21 protein-coding genes are annotated in these 21,780 nt (G+C 63.9%); 13 read left to right on the forward strand and 8 right to left on the reverse strand.

Annotation, left to right across the window (positions count from 1 at the left end; all coding sequences use genetic code 11):
* The first annotated feature begins 73 nt into the window (after positions 1-73).
* A complete protein-coding gene (locus tag GM676_RS04800) occupies positions 74-697 on the forward strand; it encodes a flavin reductase family protein (protein WP_155462262.1) in 624 nt (207 codons plus the stop codon).
* Positions 698-703: 6 nt separating this feature from the next.
* On the opposite strand, the gene GM676_RS04805 is transcribed toward GM676_RS04800, so the two are convergent.
* Positions 704-1,729, reverse strand: a complete 1,026-nt coding sequence (locus GM676_RS04805) for a type II asparaginase (RefSeq protein ID WP_155462263.1) — start codon at positions 1,727-1,729, stop codon at positions 704-706.
* A gap of 168 nt (positions 1,730-1,897) precedes the next feature.
* Here GM676_RS04805 and GM676_RS04810 point away from each other — a divergent pair, with 168 nt between their 5' ends.
* On the forward strand, positions 1,898-2,227 hold the full coding sequence (locus GM676_RS04810) for a hypothetical protein (RefSeq protein ID WP_155462264.1): 330 nt from the start codon (positions 1,898-1,900) through the stop codon (positions 2,225-2,227).
* A gap of 48 nt (positions 2,228-2,275) precedes the next feature.
* On the opposite strand, the gene GM676_RS04815 is transcribed toward GM676_RS04810, so the two are convergent.
* The gene (locus tag GM676_RS04815) at positions 2,276-3,202 is read right to left on the reverse strand and encodes a collagen-binding domain-containing protein (protein ID WP_170304220.1); all 927 of its coding nucleotides are present in this window, start codon (positions 3,200-3,202) and stop codon (positions 2,276-2,278) included.
* Positions 3,203-3,378: 176 nt separating this feature from the next.
* On the opposite strand from GM676_RS04815, the gene GM676_RS04820 reads away from it, so the two are divergent.
* A complete protein-coding gene (locus GM676_RS04820; RefSeq protein WP_155462265.1) occupies positions 3,379-5,073 on the forward strand; it encodes an FAD-dependent oxidoreductase in 1,695 nt (564 codons plus the stop codon).
* Here the strand turns inward: GM676_RS04820 and GM676_RS04825 are convergent.
* Positions 5,070-6,176, reverse strand: coding sequence for a patatin-like phospholipase family protein (locus tag GM676_RS04825; protein ID WP_229262543.1), 1,107 nt, complete (start codon positions 6,174-6,176; stop codon positions 5,070-5,072). The genes GM676_RS04820 and GM676_RS04825 overlap by 4 nt on opposite strands.
* A gap of 73 nt (positions 6,177-6,249) precedes the next feature.
* Between GM676_RS04825 and GM676_RS04830 the strand changes: the two genes are divergently transcribed.
* Positions 6,250-6,585 (forward strand): hypothetical protein, encoded by a 336-nt coding sequence (locus GM676_RS04830; protein ID WP_155462266.1) that lies wholly within the window; start codon positions 6,250-6,252, stop codon positions 6,583-6,585.
* Here GM676_RS04830 and GM676_RS04835 read toward each other — a convergent pair whose 3' ends face one another.
* Genes GM676_RS04835 through GM676_RS04845 form a run of 3 tightly spaced genes read right to left on the reverse strand, consistent with a single transcriptional unit; the run spans position 6,586 to position 10,684 of the window.
* Complete coding sequence (locus GM676_RS04835; protein ID WP_155462267.1) at positions 6,586-8,691, reverse strand: TonB-dependent receptor plug domain-containing protein; 2,106 nt, start codon at positions 8,689-8,691, stop codon at positions 6,586-6,588.
* 2 nt (positions 8,692-8,693) lie between these two features.
* The gene (locus GM676_RS04840) at positions 8,694-10,310 is read right to left on the reverse strand and encodes a M23/M56 family metallopeptidase (RefSeq protein WP_155462523.1); all 1,617 of its coding nucleotides are present in this window, start codon (positions 10,308-10,310) and stop codon (positions 8,694-8,696) included.
* The gene (locus tag GM676_RS04845; RefSeq protein ID WP_155462268.1) at positions 10,310-10,684 is read right to left on the reverse strand and encodes a BlaI/MecI/CopY family transcriptional regulator; all 375 of its coding nucleotides are present in this window, start codon (positions 10,682-10,684) and stop codon (positions 10,310-10,312) included. The genes GM676_RS04840 and GM676_RS04845 overlap by 1 nt, the downstream gene beginning before the upstream one ends.
* A gap of 238 nt (positions 10,685-10,922) precedes the next feature.
* Between GM676_RS04845 and trhA the strand changes: the two genes are divergently transcribed.
* The 9 genes from trhA to GM676_RS04885 all read left to right on the forward strand — a co-directional run bounded on the left by trhA (position 10,923) and on the right by GM676_RS04885 (position 17,790).
* The gene (trhA, locus tag GM676_RS04850; protein WP_155462269.1) at positions 10,923-11,540 is read left to right on the forward strand and encodes a PAQR family membrane homeostasis protein TrhA; all 618 of its coding nucleotides are present in this window, start codon (positions 10,923-10,925) and stop codon (positions 11,538-11,540) included.
* A 13-nt stretch (positions 11,541-11,553) separates the two neighbouring features.
* Positions 11,554-12,435, forward strand: coding sequence for a LysR substrate-binding domain-containing protein (locus tag GM676_RS04855; protein ID WP_371866117.1), 882 nt, complete (start codon positions 11,554-11,556; stop codon positions 12,433-12,435).
* A 94-nt stretch (positions 12,436-12,529) separates the two neighbouring features.
* Positions 12,530-12,688, forward strand: coding sequence for a hypothetical protein (locus GM676_RS31520; RefSeq protein WP_170304221.1), 159 nt, complete (start codon positions 12,530-12,532; stop codon positions 12,686-12,688).
* 108 nt (positions 12,689-12,796) lie between these two features.
* Positions 12,797-13,174, forward strand: a complete 378-nt coding sequence (locus GM676_RS04860) for a LiaF transmembrane domain-containing protein (protein ID WP_155462270.1) — start codon at positions 12,797-12,799, stop codon at positions 13,172-13,174.
* Positions 13,171-13,893, forward strand: coding sequence for a LiaI-LiaF-like domain-containing protein (locus GM676_RS04865; RefSeq protein ID WP_155462271.1), 723 nt, complete (start codon positions 13,171-13,173; stop codon positions 13,891-13,893). The genes GM676_RS04860 and GM676_RS04865 overlap by 4 nt, the downstream gene beginning before the upstream one ends.
* On the forward strand, positions 13,893-14,972 hold the full coding sequence (locus tag GM676_RS04870) for a sensor histidine kinase (protein WP_155462272.1): 1,080 nt from the start codon (positions 13,893-13,895) through the stop codon (positions 14,970-14,972). The genes GM676_RS04865 and GM676_RS04870 overlap by 1 nt, the downstream gene beginning before the upstream one ends.
* 3 nt (positions 14,973-14,975) lie before the next feature.
* Complete coding sequence (locus tag GM676_RS04875) at positions 14,976-15,707, forward strand: LytR/AlgR family response regulator transcription factor (protein ID WP_155462273.1); 732 nt, start codon at positions 14,976-14,978, stop codon at positions 15,705-15,707.
* The gene (locus GM676_RS04880; RefSeq protein WP_155462274.1) at positions 15,707-16,510 is read left to right on the forward strand and encodes a DUF6597 domain-containing transcriptional factor; all 804 of its coding nucleotides are present in this window, start codon (positions 15,707-15,709) and stop codon (positions 16,508-16,510) included. Before GM676_RS04875 ends, GM676_RS04880 begins: the two co-directional genes overlap by 1 nt.
* A 17-nt stretch (positions 16,511-16,527) precedes the next feature.
* Positions 16,528-17,790, forward strand: coding sequence for an FAD-dependent monooxygenase (locus GM676_RS04885; protein WP_155462275.1), 1,263 nt, complete (start codon positions 16,528-16,530; stop codon positions 17,788-17,790).
* Here the strand turns inward: GM676_RS04885 and GM676_RS04890 are convergent.
* Both GM676_RS04890 and GM676_RS04895 read right to left on the reverse strand, forming a co-directional pair.
* Complete coding sequence (locus GM676_RS04890; protein ID WP_155462276.1) at positions 17,754-20,078, reverse strand: ATP-dependent DNA helicase; 2,325 nt, start codon at positions 20,076-20,078, stop codon at positions 17,754-17,756. The two genes, GM676_RS04885 and GM676_RS04890, sit on opposite strands and share 37 nt — an antisense overlap.
* A complete protein-coding gene (locus tag GM676_RS04895; protein WP_155462277.1) occupies positions 20,075-21,715 on the reverse strand; it encodes a VRR-NUC domain-containing protein in 1,641 nt (546 codons plus the stop codon). The genes GM676_RS04890 and GM676_RS04895 overlap by 4 nt, the downstream gene beginning before the upstream one ends.
* Positions 21,716-21,780 lie beyond the last annotated feature (65 nt).

Below are 21,780 nucleotides of genomic sequence, written 5' to 3' on the forward strand. Positions count from 1 at the left end.
TGCGGGGCGCACGCTAGCCGCGCAAGTCCACTTTTGTATAAATTGTTTCTTTACGTCTATGCGACAATGTGGCATGGATAATCAATACTTCTATGAACCCGCACAAGGCCACGGCCTGCCGCACGATCCCTTCAATGCCATCGTCGGTCCGCGTCCGATCGGCTGGATCTCCACCCGCTCCGCTGGCGGCGCCCTGAACCTGGCGCCGTACAGCTTCTTCAACGCCTTCAACTACACGCCGCCGCTGATCGGCTTCGCCAGCCTGGGCCGCAAGGACACGCTGCGCAATATCGAGGAAACCGGCGAATTCGTCTGGAACCTGGCCACGCGCCCGCTGGCCGAAGCCATGAACGCCAGTTGCGCCAGCGCGCCGCCGGAGGTGGACGAATTCCAATTGGCCGGCCTGGCGACCGCGCCATCGCGCGTGGTCGCGCCGCCGCGCGTGGCGGACAGCCCGGTAGCGTTTGAATGCAAGTGCAGCCAGATCATCCGCCTGCAAGGCGCGTCCGGCGTCGAGACCAACAGCTGGCTGATTCTGGGGGAGGTGGTGGGCGTGCACATCGCGCGCAGCGCGCTGCGCGACGGCATTTACGACACGGCCGGTTCGCGCCCCGTCTTGCGTGGCGGCGGCCCGGCCGATTACTTCGAAATCACGCCGGATAATCTGTTCCGCATGACGCGGCCCAGCTATCCGTAGGCGCGATCAGTAGGTGTAGAACATGCGCTGGATCTGCTTGCTGTCGCTGGTCTTGGTCAGCGCCAGCATCAGCAGGATGCGGGCTTTCTGCGGATTCAGCGTATCGGAGGCCACGAAGTCCAGTTCGTCGTCATTGGCCTCGCCGTTGCGCGCCACGATGCCCTGGCCGACGCGCGCCGAGCGCACGATCAGCACACCTTGTTGGCGCGCCGCCACCAGACCGGTCTTGACCGAGGTGGCCAGGCTGCCATCGCCCACGCCGGCGTGGATGATGCCCTTGGCGCCGGCCGCCACCAGCGCGTTCAGCGCCACCGGGCTGACATTGGCGTAGCCGTAGACGATGTCCACTTGCGGCAAGGTGTCCAGCTTGCTGATGTCGAACTCGCTGTCCACCGTGTGCTTGCGGGTGGAGGCGCGGTAGAAGTAAGGCTTGTTACCTTGGATATAGCCCAGCAGACCCAGTTCCGGCGTCTTGAAGCTGTCCGGGGTCGAAGTGTTGGTCTTGGTGACGTCGCGGGCGGCGTGGATCTGGTCGTTCAACGCCACCAGCACGCCTTTGCCGACCGCGTCCTGGCTGGCGGCCAGCAGCACGGCGTTGTACAGGTTGATCGGGCCGTCAGCCGACAGCGCGGTGCCCGGACGCATGGCGCCCACCAGCACCACCGGCTTCTTGCTTTTCACGGTCAGGTCCAGGAAGTAGGCGGTTTCTTCCAGGGTGTCGGTGCCGTGGGTGATGACGATGCCATCCACGTCCGGCTGCGCCAGCAGGGTGTTGACGCGCTTGGCCAGCTTGAGCCAATGGTCGTTGCTCATGTTCTCGCTGGCGATCTGGAACACTTGCTCGCCCTTGACGTCGGCCACCTTGGCCAGTTCCGGCACGGCGGCGATCAGCCGCTCCACGCCGACGGTGGCGGCGGTGTAGCCGACCGTGGTGGTGGAACTGGCGCCGCTGCCGGCGATGGTGCCGCCGGTGGCGAGGATGGTGACATGGGCCAGTTTTTCCGCTGCCTCGGCATAAGAGGTCAGCAACATTGCACAAGCAAGCACAGCTTTGCCCCAGCGGTTAGAATTATTATTAAAGAACATGAAGTCTCCTGATGGGTTTGTAAAGTTTGGCATTTTAGCAAAGCCGCCGCATGTCAACAATGCGGGGCGTTGCCGCGTTAATACGTGGTTGCAGGAACAATAAAGAGAAAAGATATGAGATTGGTTATCACGATCGCATTATTGCTGGCGCTGGCCGCTTGCGGCAAGACCGCCGAGCAAAAACAGCGTGAAGAAGCGGCGACGCTGACCACACTGGGCGAAAAATACGTCAGGGAAAAGGTGCTGGAGCCTTCACAGGCGCAATTCCGCAACCAGTTCATCGGCAAGGGCGGCGCCCCGTGCGGCGAGGTCAACGCCAAGGACGCGTTTGGCGGCTACATCGGCTACCAGCGCTACATCTCGGTGGCGCGCGACCTGACTTTGCTGGCGCAGGATGTGTCGCCGGCGGAATTCGAGGCGCAGTGGCAGCAATTGTGCCGCTGAAGTAAAAACGGAGCCCTCGGGCTCCGTTTGCGTTGCAAGGCCGGGAAATCAGGCCTTGTTCTGACGGCGGCGCACCAGCGCCAGGCCGGCCAGGCCGACGCCCATCATGGCCCAGGTCGATGGCTCGGGAACGGCCGGCAGGGTGCCGAGGAAGTTGCGGTCGTGCAGTTCGCCCGGACCGGTGTAGCTTTCGGCGTACAGGAAGCCGTTCATGGCCGAACCGGCCTGGACGTCCGAGGTGCCGGCCAGCACGGTGCCGTACCAGCCGCGGAAGTTCACGGCGGTGGTGTCGACAAAGTTCCAGATGATGCGGTTGCCCAGGTGGGTGTCATCGTTGAAATTGCCGTTGATGGTCAGGGCTTTGTCGGTGCTGGAGCTGCCGTCATAGCGCACGTTGATCACCACCGTGTCGGCCACGCCGCTGAACTTGATGGTGGCCGCCGAGGCCAGCTGGCTGGTGGTGATGTTGAACACCGAGGTGCTGCTGGCGTTGCCGGTCAGCTTGAAGGTGAAGTTGTTTGGATCGGACGAGTTCAGCAGGCTGTTGGCGCTGGTCATGCCGGCCAGTTGGGCTTCCAGCGTGTTCAGCGGGGTGGAGAAGTCCGAGATCGAGAAGGTCGGCACGCCGTGCTGGACGCTGCCGCCGCCGTTCAGGTTGAAGTGACCGGCGTTGCTGTTGATCCAGTTGACGCCGCCGGCGTTGTTGACGTTGCCGCCGCCGTTGGCGCCGATATTGATAGCGTTAACCGCCGAGTAGTCCGAAGCGTTGCCGCGCGGATTGTTGTAGAAGGTGGCGCCCTGAACCAGATTGTTGACAACCAGGCGGCCTTCGATATCGCTGGTGGTCGACACGTTGCCGGTGATCACGGCGTTGAACTGGTTGAGGATTTGGCTGGAGGTCAGCGAGGCTGCCTGAGCGGAAACGGCGGCGAGGCTGGCCACGGTGCTGATGGCGAGGGTTTTCAGTGCGCGCATGATTAGTAGATTTAGGGTAAGAAATAATGTCAGGCGCCATTTTAACCCAAAAGAAACGGAAATTAGTAATTTTGAACGAGAAATATTTTTATGGCATGATTGTTGGCGCTGAGCAATGCCCGGCGCCATGGCGTAATTAGCGCTATCATGGCCGCACTACACCGCGAGGACACGGCATGGATCAGAAATTCGGCGGCGCCAACACCGCCCCTCACCTGGCGTCATCCGACGTCGGCAACCGTCGGCATCAGATTTTCCCCACCCTGAGCGAAGACCAGTTCGACGTCCTGCTGCGCTATGGCGAACGCCGCCACTTTACCGCCGGCGCGGTGTTGTTCCGTCAGGGCGACCGGCATATCGACACCTACGTCATCATCTCAGGCTCGATCGAGATCGAGCGTGGCTCGGCGCTCGGATCGACCATCATCGGCACCCACGGCCCCGGCATGTTCACCGGCGAGATGGGATCGCTGGCCGGCCGCGCCGCCGTCGCCACCGCGCGCGTGGTGGCCGACAGTGAACTGATCGTGATCAGCGAGGACGCCATGCGCACGCTGGTGATTTCAGAAGCGGAACTGAGCGAAACCATCATGCGCGCCTACATCCTGCGGCGCGTGGTCTACATGTCCGATCAGACCGGCGGCGTGGTGCTGTTCGGCGCGCGCGATTCGCAGCAAACCCTGATCCTGCGCCATTTCCTCAACCGGAATGGCCAGCCGGCCGCCTATTTCGACAGCGATTCGGACGATGAGGAGGCCAGGACGCTGATGGCCCGCTTCGGCGTCACGCCTGAAGACGTCCCGGCCGTGGTCACGCTCAGCGGCGAAGTGTTGCGCAAACCGACGTTGCGCCAGCTGGCCGACGGCATTGGCATCAGCCCGGATGGCATCGACGGCCGTCTGTTCGATGTGGTGGTGGTGGGCGCCGGTCCCGCAGGTTTGGCGGCGGCGGTGTACGCGGCATCGGAAGGCCTGACGGTGGCGGTGCTGGATGCCAAAGCGCCCGGCGGCCAGGCCGGCGCCAGCTCCAAGATCGAAAACTACTTCGGCTTCCCGACCGGCGTGTCAGGGCAGGCCCTGGCCGGCCGCGGCCTGTCGCAGGCGCGCAAGTTCGGCGCCGAGGTGGCGGTGCCGGTCAAGGTCAGCGCCGTCAATTGCGACAGTCCGGAATACGACATCGCGCTCGATAGCGGCGAGAAGCTGCGCGCGCGCTCCATGGTGATTGCCAGCGGCGCGCGCTATCGCAAGCCGGACCTGCCGGGACTGGAGCGCTTTGAAGGACGCGGCGTCTACTACAGCGCCTCCTTCATGGAAGCGAACTTCTGCGCCAATGAAGAAGTGGTGATCGTCGGCGGCGGCAATTCGGCCGGGCAGGCGGCGGTGTTCCTGTCGCAGCACGCCAAGCATGTGCACATCGTGGTGCGTTCCAGCGGGCTGGCGGCCAGCATGTCGCGCTACCTGATCCAGCGCATCGAAGCGTCGCCCAAGATCACGCTGCACACGCACAAGCAGATCGTTGAACTGCGCGGCGGCGACCGGCTGGAAAGCATCTGCTGGCAAAGCGCGGGCGGCGAGCCGCGCGAGGCGCCGGCACGCCATCTGTTCCTGTTCCTCGGCGCGGAGCCCAGCACCGCATGGCTGGGTGACTGCGTGGCGCTGGACGACAAGAACTTCGTGCTGACCGGCCCGGACGTGCCGGACGAGAAATGGCCGCTGGAGCGGCCGCGCCACTTCCTGGAGACCAGCCGCCCGCGCATTTTTGCCGTCGGCGATGTGCGCAGCGGCTCGGTCAAGCGCGTGGCGGCGGCGGTGGGCGAGGGTTCGGCGGCGGTGGCGTCGCTGCACCAGGCCCTGGCCTCGGATTTCCTCTAAGGCTCGATGCTGCTGAGTGGTTTGCTGTGGCGGTTGGCGCGGCGGACCGTCGGCTGCTGGCGTGGCGGCCATGCCAGCGCTTCCTGCGCGCGCTGGTAGCCGTACCGCCATTGGTCCTGCATATGCTGGACGAAGATCTCGTAACTCGGCGGCATGCGCAGCTCGATGCGGTTGCGCAGCCAGTCCAGCTTTTGCTGTAGCTGCTGCTTCTCCAGCACCACCGACACGTCGGACGAATCGATGCGCATGTCGGCCAGATGCGAATTGGCATAACGCAGGCGCGCATTGCCGTCCACCCCCAGCACCGAGCGCCAGGCGGGAATCGCGAACACCTGGTCGAAGGCCTCCTTGAATTCCATAACCACTTCCTCGCCCAGCTTGCGCGCGATTTCGACCGGGAACAGATCGAGCACGCCGCCGATGTATTCATCGCCCCGATGGTGGGCGCAGCGGAAGTAAATCATGTCGGCTATCGAGATGCGGGCGGCGTCGGTGACGGCCACGCTGCTGTCGGTCAGCAGCTCGCGGGCGATGGCGTGGTCGCCCCAGCGCGGGTCACTGAGCGGCGAATCCATGCCTTGCAGCGCGGCTGCCGCGCGTTCCTTGCAGAACACCGTCTCCGCGTACAGCTTGCGCCGGCCGCGCGGCTGGCCGACATCCGACGCATCGAACAGCAGCTTGCCGCCGATGATGGCGACATCCACCGCCGGCGTGCCGGTGGCGGGCGGGAAGGGCAGCTGTGGTGGAATCTCGAACAGATAATCGTTGAACAGGTCCGGAATCACGGGCGCGCTGACGTTGTTCATCTTGCGTTTGGCGGCGCGCAGCAGGGTGCCGAGCAGCACTGCGTTGTCGGTCGAGCGCAAGCTGCACCAGAACTGGTACATGGCCTCGGACGACAGCCACGCGCGCTGCGCCTCGGGATCGGGCAGATTATGGATGATGGCGGCCGCGATAGCGCCGCCGCAGCTGGCCAGCAGCACATCCGGCGCCTTGCCGGCCTCGCGCAGCGCGGCATACATGCCGATGTAAATCCCGAAACGGAATCCGCCACCGCCCATCACCATGCAACGTTTATACGGTTTATACGATTCTTGCGTCATAGCCCGCCACCATACCACAGCAAGCAGCGTCCAGCTTGCTTGACGGCGCTCAGCAGAGGAATATGATGGGACCATGGACAGCCAAACCGCATCGACGGAAGAAGCGCTGCGAACCTTGCTGGAGCGCACTGCGGCCTTGCAAGCCAGCACTGATGCGCTTGCCGTAACCGTCTCTGAGTTGCGGGATGGACAGGTCGCTTTGCAAGGGACTGTTACCGGACTTCAGGTCGACTTAGCTGTAATCAAAGGAACGATGAGCCATTATGCTACGCACGCTGAAGTTGAAAGCGTCCGGGCGGAGCTGTACAAAGCCATCGAAGCGCAGACCTGGCGCTTGCTTGTCTGGATGACGGCGGTTTGCTCGGGGCTGACGGCTGCCGTCTATTACATTGCGCGGAACGTTCACTGACTACAGCTGCTGCTCCAGCATGATGCGCAGGGTGGCTTGGGTGGGCGTGAGGCGCAGGCGTTGCATGCTGCCTTCGGCGTCGGTGTAGCGGTAGGTTTCGGTGGCTTGCTGGCGCAGCAGGTTGTTGGCGGAGAGGCGCAGCTGGGTTTTTGCGTTCAGCTTCCACAGGGCGTACAGGTCCAGTTCGCGTTTCGGGCTGGCGCTGGTCAGCACTTCCGCCGACTGCCGCGATGGGCCGGCGGCCTGATAATTAAGGTTGCCGCCCAGTGTCCACTGCCGCCAGCGATAGTCGGCGCCGAGGTTGGCGGTGGCCGGGGTCTGGTTCTCCAGCCGGTTGTCCGGGCCCGGCACATTGTCCACGCGCGACCAGTTGCGCGACAGGTTGGCGCGCAGGTCCAGCGCTTTGCTCAGCGGCAGCCTGGCTTCCAGTTCCACTCCATGCGCGCGGGCGTTGCCGTCGTTGAAGGGCGCTTCCACCCACACCCCATCCTGCTGGAACAGGCGCGATTGCGTGACGTCGCGGATGCGCCGCAAGTAGGTGCTGACGCTGACCAGCGCTCCACCGCCCAGATAATGTTCATACGCCGCATCCAGTCCCCACGCCAGCTCCGGCCGCAGATGCGGATTGCCCTGCTCATCGGGATTGGTCTGGTTATTGTTGTTATCGTTGGTGTAGCGGCGCGGGATCAGCTTGACCAGTGGCGGCGCCTTGTAGGTGCGGCTGATCGCCATGCGCAGCACATCCTTGTTGGCCAGTTCGTAGCGTGATTGCAGCGACGGGCTCCACACCGAGGAATTGCTGTCCAGTGCATCCGGCGCATTGGTGGCGTTGGCGCGGCTGGCGGTATCGAGACGCTCGTGGCGCAGGCCAAGGTAGAGCGAGTACCGCTTCGTCACCTGCCATTCGTCCTGTGCGAACAGGGCCAGGCGGTTGACGTTGGCGCGGTAGTCGGCGTTGTTTGCGCCGGTTTGCTGGTCCACGGCGTTGAACAGGATCTCGTTGCGGTCTTCGCTGCGCACGGCATGGCTGGCGTCCCAGCCGATGGCGATGGCATGCTGTTCGCCCACCGGATGGCGATAGGTGCCGGTACTGGTCAGCGTATTCTCCACCGGCCCGGAATCGACGTGATGACGGCCCAGTGGCTTGCCTTCCGCATCGCGGCCGTGGAAGTCGAAGGTGCCGCTGCGGCGATTGGTGGCGGCGCCCAGTTTCATTTCCAGCCTGGCGCCGTCGTCCAGCAGGTGCGTCCAATTGACATCGCTGCGCAGCATCACAAAGTTGGCGATGAAGTTGGCGTCGTTGTGCGGATAGTCTGAATGCTTGCCGATCAGTGCCGTTTCATCGGCTCGGGCGAGATTGTCGACACGGCGCAGGTAGGCGAAGCTTTGCCAGCTGATGGTATCGCCGCCCTCCAGTTTCCAGTTCAGGCGCGGCGTCAGGGTGAGGGCGTCGGTGCGGCCGGATTCGATCTGCGGCGTGCGGCGCAGCAGCGTGGTAACGCCGTTGGCGTCGCGCTGTTCCTGCCAGTCGACGAACGGTTTTTCATTGCGCTTGCGCGTCAGCGTGGCGGCGAGGCTGTAGCTATAAGCTTCGCTTTGGCCGGACAGTTGTGCGCTGACGGCAGGCGTGGTCACGCCACCTTGGCGCGCCACACTGGTGCTGACCGAGCGCTGGCCGACAGCTTTTCTCAGAATGATGTTGATGGCGCCCGCGACAGCCTGGTTGCTTTGCTCCGCCGTGGTGCTGCGCAGGATCTCGATGCGCTCGATGGTTTCGGGTGCGATGCTGTCCAGCGAGAAGCCGGTGGCGACCGGTTCGCCGTTGAGCAAGATTTGCGTGTAGCCGTTGCCCAGGCCGCGCATCTGTATCGCGCCGGCGCTGGAGATGCTCACGCCGGGCAAGCGCTTGAGGACATCGGCCAGCGTCTGGTCGCCTTGCCGGACGATGTCGGCATGGTTGATGGTGACGGCGGTGGTGGTCTCGCGCTGGCGCTGGTCGGCGCGCGCGCCGGTGATCAGGACCTGCTGCGGCTCCGGCGTTTCCGAAGCGTAGGCGCAAGCGGAGACCGCCAGCAGCAGGCTGCTGGTGATTTGACGTGACAACATGGTTATCCTTTTTGCTGGCGGCGGACTTTGAGCGCGCGGGCGGTGGCGTAGGCGTCGAGGTTGTCGAGGCGGGAGGCGGGGTCGATGATCCTGCCGTTCTCTCGCAGTTCGAGATGCAGATGTGGGCCGGTGGTGAAGCCGCTTTGGCCGGAAGCGCCGATCAGTTCTCCGGCGGTGACGTGTTGGCCGGGTTTGACGTTGACGCGGTCGAGGTGCGCGTACAGCGTTTGCTGCGCGCCGTGGTCGATGATGACGGCGTTGCCGTAGCGGCCTTCGTTCTCGGGCAGCGGGCCGGCGGCGATGACGGTGCCGCTGGCCGTGGCGCGCACCGGTGTGCCTTTGGCGGCGGCGAAGTCGATGCCTTTGTGCGGCGTCGGCAGCACGCTGCGCATCACGCCGAAGAAGCTGGTGACGCGCACTTTGTCCACCGGCGCGCGCCATGTCTCGTTAGCCGGTGCGTCACCGGTTGCAACTTCCGGCATGACCCGGCCCGGGGCTTCGGCTGCGGCGGGCTGGCTGTAGGCCAGTGCCGGTTGCAGCAGCATCGCCAGCGTCAGGATGGCTGCCAATGCGGCGGCGATCAGCCATGTGGCGGCGGCGCTCAATGCCGGCAGGCCGTCTTGCTGCATGCTGCGAATGCGGCTGGCGATGGTGGCGCCGCCGAAAGCAGCGGCGCCGGCCGGCGTGATGCTGGTCCATTGACGCAGCAGGGCGGCGGCATACTGTTTGCGCTGTTGTTGCGGGCGGCCGGCCAGAACATGCTGGTCGCAGCTCAGTTCCAGCGCCCATTCCATTTGCTTCGCCATCCAGCGCAGGGCGGGGTTGAACCAGAAAACCGTCTGCAAGATGGAGGCGATGGCGAGGCATAGCGGATCACGGACGCGCAGGTGATGCAGTTCGTGGGCGATGATCATGTGCTGCTGTTCGCGTGTGAGGGCGTCCAGATCGGCGGGCAGCAGCAGGCGAGGGTGGGCCACGCCGATCAGCATTGGCGAGATGGCGGCGTCGGTGCGCAGGACGGCCAGCTTGCGGCGGGCGATCTCGCGCAGTTGCGGGGAACTGAACGCGCCGTGCGCCAGCAGGTCTTGCGACGACAGGTGCTGCGCGCTGGCCAGCAGCACGCGCCACAAGCGGCGCGCGTGCAGTTGTCTGGCCACGGTCCATGCCAGGCCGGCGGCGTAGACCAGCAGCCAAAGCGCCGCCAGCAAAGGCACGATGCGCGATGCCGCGTTGACGGGCGGGGCGAAAGCGCTGACGGCCGCGCCGGTATCCGTAGCTATCAGGGCACCGGAATTCGCAGCTATCGCCGCGCCGACATCCGGCCCGGCCGCGATCTGGCCGGCGGCCGGTGTTGTCGCGCGGGTGGCGGGCTGCATCGCGGCTGGCGCGGGAAGCGTGATCCGCGGCGCGACGCCGATCTGCGCGCCTTGCGGCAGGAAGGGCAGTATGGCGGTGGTGGCGGCCACGCATTGCGCCGCCAGCCACACGGCCCGGCGTGTCCGCAACCCCGGCCACACCCGTGCCGCGCCTTCCAGCAACGCCCATGTCAGCAGACCAGACGCCACGCAGCCAACGCACGCCAGCAGCCACGCCAGCGCCAACATCGACACGTCCTCCATCACGCTTCGTCCGCCGGCCAGTCATGCAGCATCTGTTCCAGCCGCGCCAGCTCCTGTTGATCGACCAGCTTACTGCCCGTGAACATGGCCACCGGCAGCGGCGCGTCGATCTCCATCACGCGCCGTCCGAAATCATGCGCAAACGCCGCCAGGGTGCCGACCTTCTCCAGCCGCGCACTGTAGACATTCACCCCATGCACCACCTGCACGCCCACCATCTGCTTCTCCAGCATCCGCTCCAGCGTCTTGCGGGTGGACGAAAACGACCAATCCAGTTCAGCGGCGGCCGCGTCGTGAATCTCGCGCGCGCTCAGCGGCTGCTGTTTCCACAGCACTTTCAGCAAGGTCAGCTCCGTGACCGATGGAATACTCATAGCAATACCTCCATGCGACTAATAGCGCAAGTATGCGACAAATGTCGCAATGCGGTCAAGCCAATGTATATCATTTTGTAACATTGCTTTGCATAAATTCCAAATATGCTACGATGAATTTTTTGATAATTAGTAAGAAGGCACGGCATAAACCCGGCGGCGCGCGCAAGCGAGGCGCTATACAATGCCGGTGGCCGCCGCTATCCCAGCCGCAGCCACCACTGCATTGGAACCAGACATGTATTACGGAGAGCGCTTCAACAGTATCACGCACACCGTAGGCGCGGCGCTGGCCGCGATCGGCGGCACGCTGCTGATCGTCCAGGCGGCCCGCAGCGGCGACGCCTGGAAAGTCGTCAGCTTTAGCATCTACGCCGCCACCTTGCTGGCCTTATACCTGACGTCCACGCTGTATCACAGCCTGCGCGGACGCGCCAAGGACGTGCTGCGGCAGCTGGATTACTGCGCCATCTACCTGCTGATCGCCGGCAGCTACACCCCGTTCACGCTGGTCAGCCTGCGCGGACCGTGGGGCTGGGCCCTGTTCGGCGTGGTGTGGGGACTGGCGGTGCTGGGCATCGTGCAGGAACTGCTGTTCGCCAAAGGCGCGCGCGTGCTGTCGCTGCTGATCTACGTGGCGATGGGCTGGGTGGGCGTGATCGGCGCCAGCCCGCTGATCGACGCGCTGGGCTGGAATGGCTTTATGTGGCTGGCGGCCGGTGGCCTGGTGTACACGCTGGGCATCGCCTTCTTCGTCACCGATCACAAATGGCGCTACGGTCACGGCGTCTGGCATTTGTTTGTACTGGGCGGCAGCGCATGCCATTTCGGCGCGGTGCTGCTGTACGTCGCGTAAGGATGAAACACCCGTGGATATCAACTCGGACGACTTAAAGACCTTCATCACCGTCATCGACAGCGGCACCTTGAGTGCGGCGTCGGTGCATCTGGGCCAGACCACGTCCGGCGTCAGCCGCGCGCTGTCGCGGCTGGAAGACAAGCTGGCCACCTCGCTGCTGACGCGCACCACGCGCCGCATGGAACTGACCGAGGAAGGCCAGCTGTTCCTGGAAAAAGCCCGCGCCATTTTAGGGGCGATGGAAGAAGCGGAAGAAACCATCCGCATCCGCCGCCAGAAGCCGGCCGGCCGCCTGTGTGTGGACGCGGCTTCGCCGTTCATGCTGCACTCTGTGGTGCCGCACGTGGCCGAATTCCGCGAAATGTATCCGGACATCCGCCTCGAATTAAGCAGCAACGACCAGATCGCGGACCTGATCGAACACCGCACCGACATCGCCATCCGCATCGGCGCGCTGACCGACTCCACCCTGCATGCGCGCGCCCTGATTTCCAGCCCGCTGTACGTGCTGGCCAGCCCGGACTACCTGGCGCGCCACGGCACGCCGCAAACGCCGGAAGACCTGGCGCGGCATTCGCTGCTGGGCTTTGTGCAGTATGAGCTGGGTAACCAGTGGCCATTGCGTCACGCGGCCGGCAACACCCTGCCGGTCACGCCGTCGATCTCGGCCTCCAGCGGCGAGACCTTGCGTCAGCTGGCCTTGGGCGGGCAGGGCATCGTCTGCCTGGCGGACTTCATGACCCGCGCCGACATCGCCGCCGGCCGCCTGGTCAAAGTGCTGGAAGCCGACTACACCGGCTACCGCCAGCAGATCCACGCGGTCTACTACCGCAACACCCAGCTGGCGCAGCGGATCAGCTGCTTCCTGGAGTTTTTGCAGCAAAAACTCTGAGCGATACAGTGTGCGCGCCCGTACAGAGCGACGGGCGAGGTAGGCCTACACTGAACCTACCGAATAACGATGTTGCCGCCATATGGAGGTCATCATGACGCCCACTACCCATCCTTCGAAGTATCTGGTCCGCGCCTATCTGGAGCGCCGTTCGCACGAAGTGAAGCCGCCGCCGACGCCGGAAGAGATCCGCCGCCAGCTCGGCTGGGGGCTGATGGCCTTCGAACAGAAAGTCAGCAACGGCCGCAACTAAGGTTTTTTCGCCATTCACCGGTCCAATTCCGCTATTCGCCGAATAGCGGTTTCCCCGCCTGCCGTTCCCCGGTATTGTTACATTCATACCGACTTGGGGGACATTCACATGAACGTAGAAACTGCATACCGCTGGCGCCAGCAACTGGTCTGGGGCCTGGGGCTGATCGCTGTCGGCACGGCCTTCCTGCTGGAGCGCGCCGACATGCTGGAGCTGGACATCAACTGGGCACAGGCCTGGCGCTACTGGCCATGGCTGATGGTCATCAGCGGCATCATCAAGATCATTCCACCGACCACACCGCGTTACCTGCTCCAGGGCTTCTGGGAGCTTTTCTTCGCCGGCTGGTGGTACGTCTCCTTCAACCACATCTGGGGCTTGAGTTTCGCGCAGACCTGGCCTGCCTTGCTGGTCGCCTGGGGCGTCGGCCTGCTGCTGCGCCCCTTGTTGGACAATATCTTCGCATCGATCAAGGAGCAAGCATGAAAAACCGCCGCGAGCGCAATCCCGCCACGCAGATGATTATTGGCCTGTTCGTCATCGGCATCGGCTTGCTGTTCCTGATCGATAATCTGGGCTGGGTGCACTTGAACCTGACAGTGCATATCGTGCCCGTCATCCTGATCGGCGCAGGCATCCTGAAAGTGGTGCAGACCCGCAGCCAGTCCGGCACCGTGGTCGGCGGCCTGATGATCGCGGCGGGGAGCGTGATCCTGTTGCGCGAAACGGGCCTGATCGACATCAGCATGCGTTCCCTGTGGCCGCTGCTGCTGATCGCGGCCGGCGTGGCGGTGGTGTACAAGGCCACCGCCAGCCATGCCGCGCAAACGCGGCCGGCCCCCGGTCCGCTCGATAAGCCGGACGCCGATGGCGAATCGGTCATCAACTACACCGCCATTATGGGCGGCTTCAAGCACCGCATCACCACGCAGGATTTCCGTGGCGGCGAGATCACCGCCATCATGGGCGGCTGCGACCTCGATCTGCGTCAGGCCTCGGTCAATGGCGACGCGGTGCTGAACGTGTTTGCCATGTGCGGCGGCATCACCCTCAAGGTGCCGGTCGACTGGACCGTGGTGTTCGACGGCACGCCGATCATGGGCGGCTTCGATGAAAAAACCGTGCCGCCGACCGGCCCGGCTTCCGGCAAGCGCCTGATCGTGCGCGGCTACGTCATCATGGGCGGCATGGAAGTCCGTAACTGATGCAGGAAATATCCGCTACGCGCCGGGCAACCGTCATCTATCTGCTGGTATGGCTGTTCCTCGGTTGCGCATTGGGCGGCGTGATCTCGCTTGCCAGCGAGACGCCGCTGGCCAACGCCATGCTGTTCGCGATTCCGATGAACCTGTGGTACGCCTTCGCCGCCGGCTACTCCGCTTACTATCTGTGTCGGGCCAATCCGCTAGGCACGCGCCCGGCCCCGGCGATCGCGCTGATGCTGTCGGTGGCGGCGGTGGTGCTGGGCTTTTTGTGGCTGATTATCGGGAATCTGTGGAATGCCCTGTGCCTGCTGCTGGGGGCTGCGTGGAGCGGCATCGTCATCACACCGCAGCTGTCGGTACTGGTTGTGGTGCTGGGCGTGCTGCTGTATGGCTTTGCGGCGGCGCTGCATTATCTGGTGATCGAATTCGTGCGTGCCAAAAACGCGGAACAGCGCGAGCTGGAATCGCTGCTGATGGCGCAGGAGGCCGAGCTGCGCATGCTGCGCACGCAGATCGATCCACACTTCCTGTTCAACAGCCTCAATTCGATCAGCGCCCTGACTTCGCAAGATCCCAAGGCGGCGCGGCGCATGACGCTGGAGCTGGCGAGCTTCTTCCGTCAAAGCCTGGGCATGGAGGCGCACAAGAAGGTGACGTTGGGCGAGGAGATGGTGCTGATCCGGCACTTCCTGTCGATCGAGCAGGTGCGCTTTGGCGAGCGGCTGAAAGTGGAGGAAGACATCGGCGACGGCGCGGCCGAGTGCCTGGTGCCGCCGATGATCATCCAGCCGCTGGTGGAAAACGCCGTCAAGCACGGCATCTGCAATATGCCGGAAGGCGGTACGATACGCATCACCGCGCGCCGCGCAGGCACCATGCTGCACATCGGCGTGGCCAATCCGGTGGACGAGGACATGTCGTCCGTCCGCGGCGACGGCCATGGCATAGGACTGAGCAACGTGCGCCAGCGTTTATCCGGCGCATATAAACACGAAGCCGGCATCCAGTGGGGCCGGCAGCAGAACAGCTTTGGCGTGGACATCACGATGCCCGCGCAAACGAGCGAACAAGGGGATTGAGGTATGCGTATCATCATCGTGGACGATGAAATGCTGGCGCGCGGCGTGGTGCGCGAATATCTGTCCGAACATGCGGACGTGGAAGTCGTGGCCGAATGCGGCAATGGCTTCGAGGCGGTGAAGGCGATCACCGAGCTGTCGCCGGATCTGGTGTTTTTGGACATCCAGATGCCCAAGCTGGATGGCTTTGAGGTGGCGGAACTGGCGGGCAGCAAGACCCGCTACATTTTCGCCACCGCCTACGATCAGTACGCGATCAAGGCGTTCGAATTCCACGCGCTGGATTACCTGTTGAAACCCTTCAGTCAGCAGCGCTTCGATCAGGCGCTGGCGCACGCGCGCGCCAACCTTGGTGCTGGCGGCGAGGCGGTCGAGAAGATGGTGCGCGAAGCCGCGGGCCGCAACAAGCCGCTGGGCCGCGTACTGATACGCGATGGCGCCAAAGTTCACGTCATCAATGCCGACAAGATCGAGCACGTGGAGGCGCAGGACGATTATGTGCAGATCCGCTCGGAGGGCAAATCCTACCTGAAGAACCAGCGCATGTCGGAGCTGGAGGAGCAATTGGACGCGGAGCAGTTCCTGCGGATTCATCGCTCCTACATCGTCAACATCGCGTTTGTAGACCGCATCGAGCAGGCCACCAAAGATAGTCATGTGGCGGTGCTCAAGGATGGCAGCCGCGTGCCGATCAGCCGCAGTGGCTACCAGAAAATACGCGCCGTGGTGCAGTAATGCTGCATCAGGAGTTTGCGCCGCCGCAGCCGCTGCGCGAGGTCATCAAATGCTTCTGGTATAACCGGCGCGAGGGCGCGCAGCAGCCGTACAGTTTTGAGGTGCTGCCGGATGGTTACGCTGAAATCGTGTTCTGCTTCGGCGGCGTGTCGCGCGACGGGGTTGGGTTGCCGTCGCCGTTCATGATGGGATTACTGAATCAGCCGGTCACCTTCACCGCCATCGGACGGCTGGAGATACTCGGCGTGCGTTGTTATCCGTGGACGGTGTTCGATCTGCTTGGCTTGCCGTCCGGCCGGCATGGCGTACACGCCTTCGAGCATCCTATGGCGCAGTTGCAGGCACCGCTGGCCGCTTGCGTGCAGGCGGGCGAGGTCGACGCGGCGGTGGCGCTGCTGGCCCAGTACTTCCTGCAAGCGCGCTCACAGCTGGCGCTGGACAGCATGCTGTTCAGGGCCGGGGAGGCGATGCGCGCGGCGCGCGGCGCCATGCCGGTGAGCGAAGTCGCAGCGGCGGCGCATGCCACGGTGCGCACGCTGGAGCGCAAGTTCAAGCAGTCGTCCGGACATACGGTGAAGGACGTCTCTGGCCTGATGCGCTTCGAGCAGGTGCGCAATCGCTTGTGGCATGCGCCCCAGAGCAATCTCGCCGCGCTGGCGCAGGAGCTGGGTTATACCGATCAATCGCATCTGAGCCGGGAATTCAAACGCTACAGCGGCGCCACGCCAGCCGCGTTTGCGCGCAGGGCGCGGGAGACCAGCAAGGATTTTGTCGCATTTGTACAAGCGCCGCGCGGGGACTAAGCCCTAGACTGCGGGGCATGAATACTTATGACGTCATTATCGCAGGCGCCGGACCGGCCGGCCTGTTCCTCGCTGGTGAGCTGGCCGAGGCCAAATGCTCGGTCCTCATTCTGGAGAAAGCGGAAGATCCGCATTCGCCTTTGAAGCTGCTGCCCTTTGGCATACGCGGACTGAATGCGCCTTCCATCGAAGCGCTGCACCGGCGCGGCTTGCTGGATCAGTTGGAACTGCACAAGCGTCTCCAGAATCCGTTCAGCGGCGCGCGCGGCAAGCAGGCCGGCCACTTCGCCGGCATTCCCTTTGAATACGCGAATATCGACACCGAGCGCTGGCCCCGGCGTGCGCCGGACGCGCCACCGACACATTTGCTGGCGGAGCTTGCGGAGCTGGAAGCCGTGCTGACGCGCCGCGCGCTGGCGTTGGGTGTCGATATCCGCCGTGGCCTGGCCGTCGATGGCGTCGAGCAAAGCGGCGATGGCGCCATGTTCGCGAGCCGCGGTCCGCGATCCGATGACGCAGCCGCCCGTCGCGTCGAGCGAGGAGGCGGCGTGGCGGTGCGGGCGGGAGGCCAGCTATTCCGCGCTGGGTGGCTGATTGGATGCGACGGCGCGCGCAGTGTGGTGCGCAAGGCTGGCGGCTTTACGTTCGAAGGCACCGAGCCGGCATTCACCGGCTACTCGGCCAAGGTCGATATCGCCGATCCTGAAAAGCTGGCGGCCGGCCGCGTGACCACGCCGCAGGGCATGTATTTCCAATCGCAGCCGGGCTACCTGAACATGCAGGACTTCGATGGCGGAGCGTCGCATCAGGCGCATCAAGCCGGCCAGCCGCTGACGCGCGAACGCCTCCAGACCGTCCTGCGCCGCATCTCCGGCACCGGCGTCACCATCAGCGCGCTGCACATCGCCACCACCTGGACCGACCGCGCGCGCCAGGCCACGAGTTACCGCAACGGCCGCATTCTGCTGGCCGGCGACGCCGCGCACATCCACTCGCCGCTGGGCGGCCAAGGCCTCAACCTCGGTCTCGGCGACGCCGCAAACCTCGGCTGGAAACTGGCCGCTACCATTCATGGTACCGCGCCCGAAGGCCTGCTGGACAGCTACCACGCCGAGCGCCATCCCATCGGCGCCAAGGTACTGGACTGGTCGCGTGCCCAGGTCGCCGTCATGCGGCCAACGCCGGAAGGCCGCGCCCTCAACGCCATCTTCCGCGACTTGGTTAACACCCGCGACGGCGCGACTTATTTTGCCGGCCGCGTCTGGGGTATTGGCGCGTAGCGGTCAATACGCCACCAGTTGGGCATCAGTTCCTGAATCTCCGGCCTGCCAAAGCGGTCGTCGATCAGGTAGACCGTACCGCGATCCGATTGCGTGCGGATCACGCGGCCAGCCGCCTGTACCACCTTCTGCATGCCGGGATAGGTATAGGTGTAATCGTAGCCCGCGCCAAAAATCGTCTCCATGCGCTGGCGGATCTGCTCATTCACCGGATTGACCTGAGGCAGGCCCAGGGTGGCGACAAACGCGCCAATCAGGCGCGCACCCGGCAAGTCGACTCCCTCGCCGAACGAGCCGCCCAGCACCGCAAAGCCGATGCCTTCGCTATCGAGCGTGAAGCGGTCGAGGAACTGCGCGCGCTCCGCTTCGTCCATGCGGCGCGACTGGCGCCATACCGGCACCTCCGGATACAGTTCGCTGAACTGATTGGCCGCTTTTTCCATGTAATCGAAGCTGCTGAAAAAGGCCAGATAGTTACCGCGCTGCGTGGCGTACTGCTGTCCCATCAACTCCGCGATGGGACGCAGCGATTGCTGGCGGTGTGCGTAGCGCGTGGAGATGTGCTGCGCCACCTGCACCGACAACTGCTCCGCCACGAACGGCGATTCCACATCCACCCACGCCGTGGTCTCCGGCATGCCGAGCATGTCGCCGAAGTAGTTCCATGGACTGAGCGTGGCCGAGAACAGCGCCGTGGTGTGCGTGCTTTCAAAGCGCGGCTTGAGGTACGGGGCCGGGACGATGTTGCGGATGCAAAGCACCGAGTTGCTGTTGCTGGCGCGCGCGCCAGGCGCTTTCTCGATATCGAACAGCGCATGGTCGCCAAAGCTTTCCGCCAGCCGCGCGAACATCAGCGCGTTGAAGTAGAAGCTTTGCAGGTCCGGTTCCACGTAGCCAGGATGATCGGCCATGTAATCGGAGATGGCGGTGGACGCGGTCTGCAACGCGCCCATGAATTTTTCCGGCAGCTCGGCATAAGACTGGTACTCGGCCGTCTGGTCTTTCTCCAGCTGGTTCCACTGCTTGTGCACGCGGTCCAGCGGCTTTTTCAATTCGTCCGGCACGATCTTGCGCAGCTGGCGCAGGCCGTCGTGCTCCATGTCGGCCGAATACATCTTGCGCGCGCGCGACACCATATTGTGCGCCTCGTCCACCAGGATGTTCACCTTCCAGTCGTTCAGCTGCGTGAGGCTGTACAGCATGGCGCTGCTGTCGAAGTAGTAGTTGTAGTCACCGATGACGATGTCGCACCAGCGCGCCATTTCGCTGCTCAGGTAATACGGGCAGACGTTGTGGGCGAGGGCGATGGCGCGCAACGTGTCGCGGTCCAGTGCCGGCGGTGCGCTGCCGCTTTCCGATGGCGCCATGATGGCCAGCGCCGACTCGCGCGCGGCCGGCAAGCGATCGTAGAAGCCTTTGGCCAACGGGCAGGACTCGCCGTGGCAGGCCTTGTCCGGATTGACGCAGGCCGTGCTTTTGGCCGCCATTTCCAGCGTGCGCAGTGGCAGTAGTGGTGCGCCTTCGCGGATCAGGTCCACCGCATCGAGCGCCATCTGCCGGCCAGAGGTCTTCGCCGCGAGGAAGAAGACTTTATCGATGCCGTGATCGGCGCTGGCTTTCAGCATCGGGAACAGACTGCCGACAGTTTTGCCGATGCCCGTCGGCGCTTGCGCCAGCAGGCACACCTTGCGGTTGCTGGCGCGGTACATGGCTTCCGCCAGCTGGCGCTGGCCTGGACGGAAATCGCCATAGGGGAAGCGCATCGCCTTGAGTTGCAGGTCGCGCTCCGCGCGGTGCGCCATTTCCTGCTGCGCCCATTGCAGGAACAGGCCGCATTGCTGCTCGAAGTAGGTCTGCAAATCGGCGGCCGTGTGGTCTTCGTGCAGCACGGTTTCCTTCTGGCTGCCGATGTCGAAGTAGACCAGCGCGAGATGGATCTTTTCCAGTCCCTGATCCTTGCACAGCAGGTGACCGTAGATTTTTACCTGCGCCCAGTGCAGCGCGCGTTGGTTGTCCGGCATCTTCTTCAAGTCGCCGCGATAGGTCTTGATTTCTTCCAGGCGGTTGGCGCGGATGTCGTAACCGTCGGCGCGGCCGCGCACGTGCAGCGGGCCGAAATCGCCCGACAGCGAAATCTCGGTCTGGTAATCGTCATCGCGGCGCGAGGTCACCACGCCATGGCCGGCGATGCCTTCCTGCGCGGTGGGCGAGGGCGTGAAGCGCAGATCGAGATCGCCGGTCTTGGCGGTAAACTCGCATAGCGCCCGGACGGCGACAACGTACGTCATGCCGCCCACTGCAAATAGCAGACCGAAATCGGCATCTGGTGCTGGGCGCAGTACTCGATCCAGCGCAACTGGTTGTCCTGCAAACGGTCGCCCGGGCCTTTTACTTCGATCATGTTGTAGCGGCGCTCGGCCGGCCAGAATTGAATCAGGTCGGGGAAGCCGCTGCGGTTGGCTTTGATGTCCAGCAGGATGCGCTCGAACGCGCGTCTCAGATGTAGCGGCGGGATGCAGTCCAGCGCCAGGTCGAGCAGCTCTTTGTCGATCGCTTCCCAGTACATGAAGGGCGACTGGATGCCATGCTTGGCCGCGTAGTTGGCGCGGATGGTGGCGCGATACTGTTCACTATTCAGCTGCGCCAGCACATCGGCAAATTGTTGTGCGCGGCGGCGCTGGAAGTCGGCGCTGTGCAGGTCGGCCGGGCCGCGATGGTAGGGATGGAAGAACGCGCCCGGTATCGGCGCGAACACCACGTCCCAGCACAACAGTCCGAACAGGGAATTGATCAGCGAATTCTCGACGTAATACACCGGCGCCTCGTCGCTGTGCAGATGATCGCGCACCACGAATTCCACGTAAGTGGCTTGCTCCGGCGGCGGCAGGTTCAGATCGATGCGTTCGGCCTGCGCCAGCGCCACCGGCGGCGGCTTGGCGTGACCAAGCTTGCGCGCGAGGCGCGGCGCCATGCGCAGCAGTTGCTGGCGTTCGGCCTCGCTCTCCGGCGCCTGCATGGCGGTTTGCAGCAGCTCGAAGGCTTCGCGCGGCAGATCGTTTTTTTCCAGCACGCGGATGGCGCGCGCGCGGGCACCGGGATAGTCGCAATCGGCGTACAGCGCATAGGCCATCGCCCAGTCGGCCTGCTTTTCAACGTGCTGGGCGATGGTGAACACCAGCTTGTTGCGGCGGCTGCGCAGCCATTCGTTATCGGCTGCGCAGGGCGGCAGATCGGCCATGACGGCGGCCACGTCTTCGCCGTCGGCGAAGCGTTCGTGGCAGCGGTGGATGGCGAGGAAATCGTCGATGTCGCGGCGGCTGCGGAAGCCGCGCGCGGCCGGCGAGAACTCCACCTTTTCGTACTGGTAGATGCCCAGGTCGGACAGCACGAAGTCGGTCCAGTCCTGATGGTAGTTGCCGAAGAAGATGAGACGCAGGCGGTCGCACAGCTCCTGCGTCAGGTTGCGGTAGACGTGGTCGCCGGAATTGGCGTACCAGCCGGAGAAGGGATGCTCGGCGTCGTATTCCTCGCGCAGCGCCTCCAGCTGCTCGGCCTTGCGCAGATGCCGGACGTGCGGCGCCAATTGGAAGACTTTGACGATTTCCGGTTTTTGCAGCAGCTCGAACAACTGGTCCAGGCACAAGCAAGGATCTTCCTCGATCAGGCCCTGCTCGGCCAGCGGACGGGCCGCTTCATGCGTGCTGCCGATTTCGGCATAGACCAGTTTGCTGGCGCGGAACACCGTGCCCTTGCGCATCACCATGCGCACGAACAGCGCGCGCGAAGGCTGGGGCAGGGAAGGAAAGACGGACAGGAAGTGCCGCTCGTCGGCGTTCAGCAGATCGTCGTAGCGTTCGCTGATCCACGCCAGCACCTGGTGAAAATTCTCCAGGTAGTAGAACGGATTTTCCAGAACTTTGATCATTGCGGCGGGGACGAACGGCGATTAACTGTACTTTTGTACAGTGTATCGCGTTCGCCCCCGCAGGT

The organism is Duganella radicis (assembly GCF_009720825.1).
GTDB classification, from domain to species: domain Bacteria; phylum Pseudomonadota; class Gammaproteobacteria; order Burkholderiales; family Burkholderiaceae_D; genus Rugamonas; species Rugamonas radicis.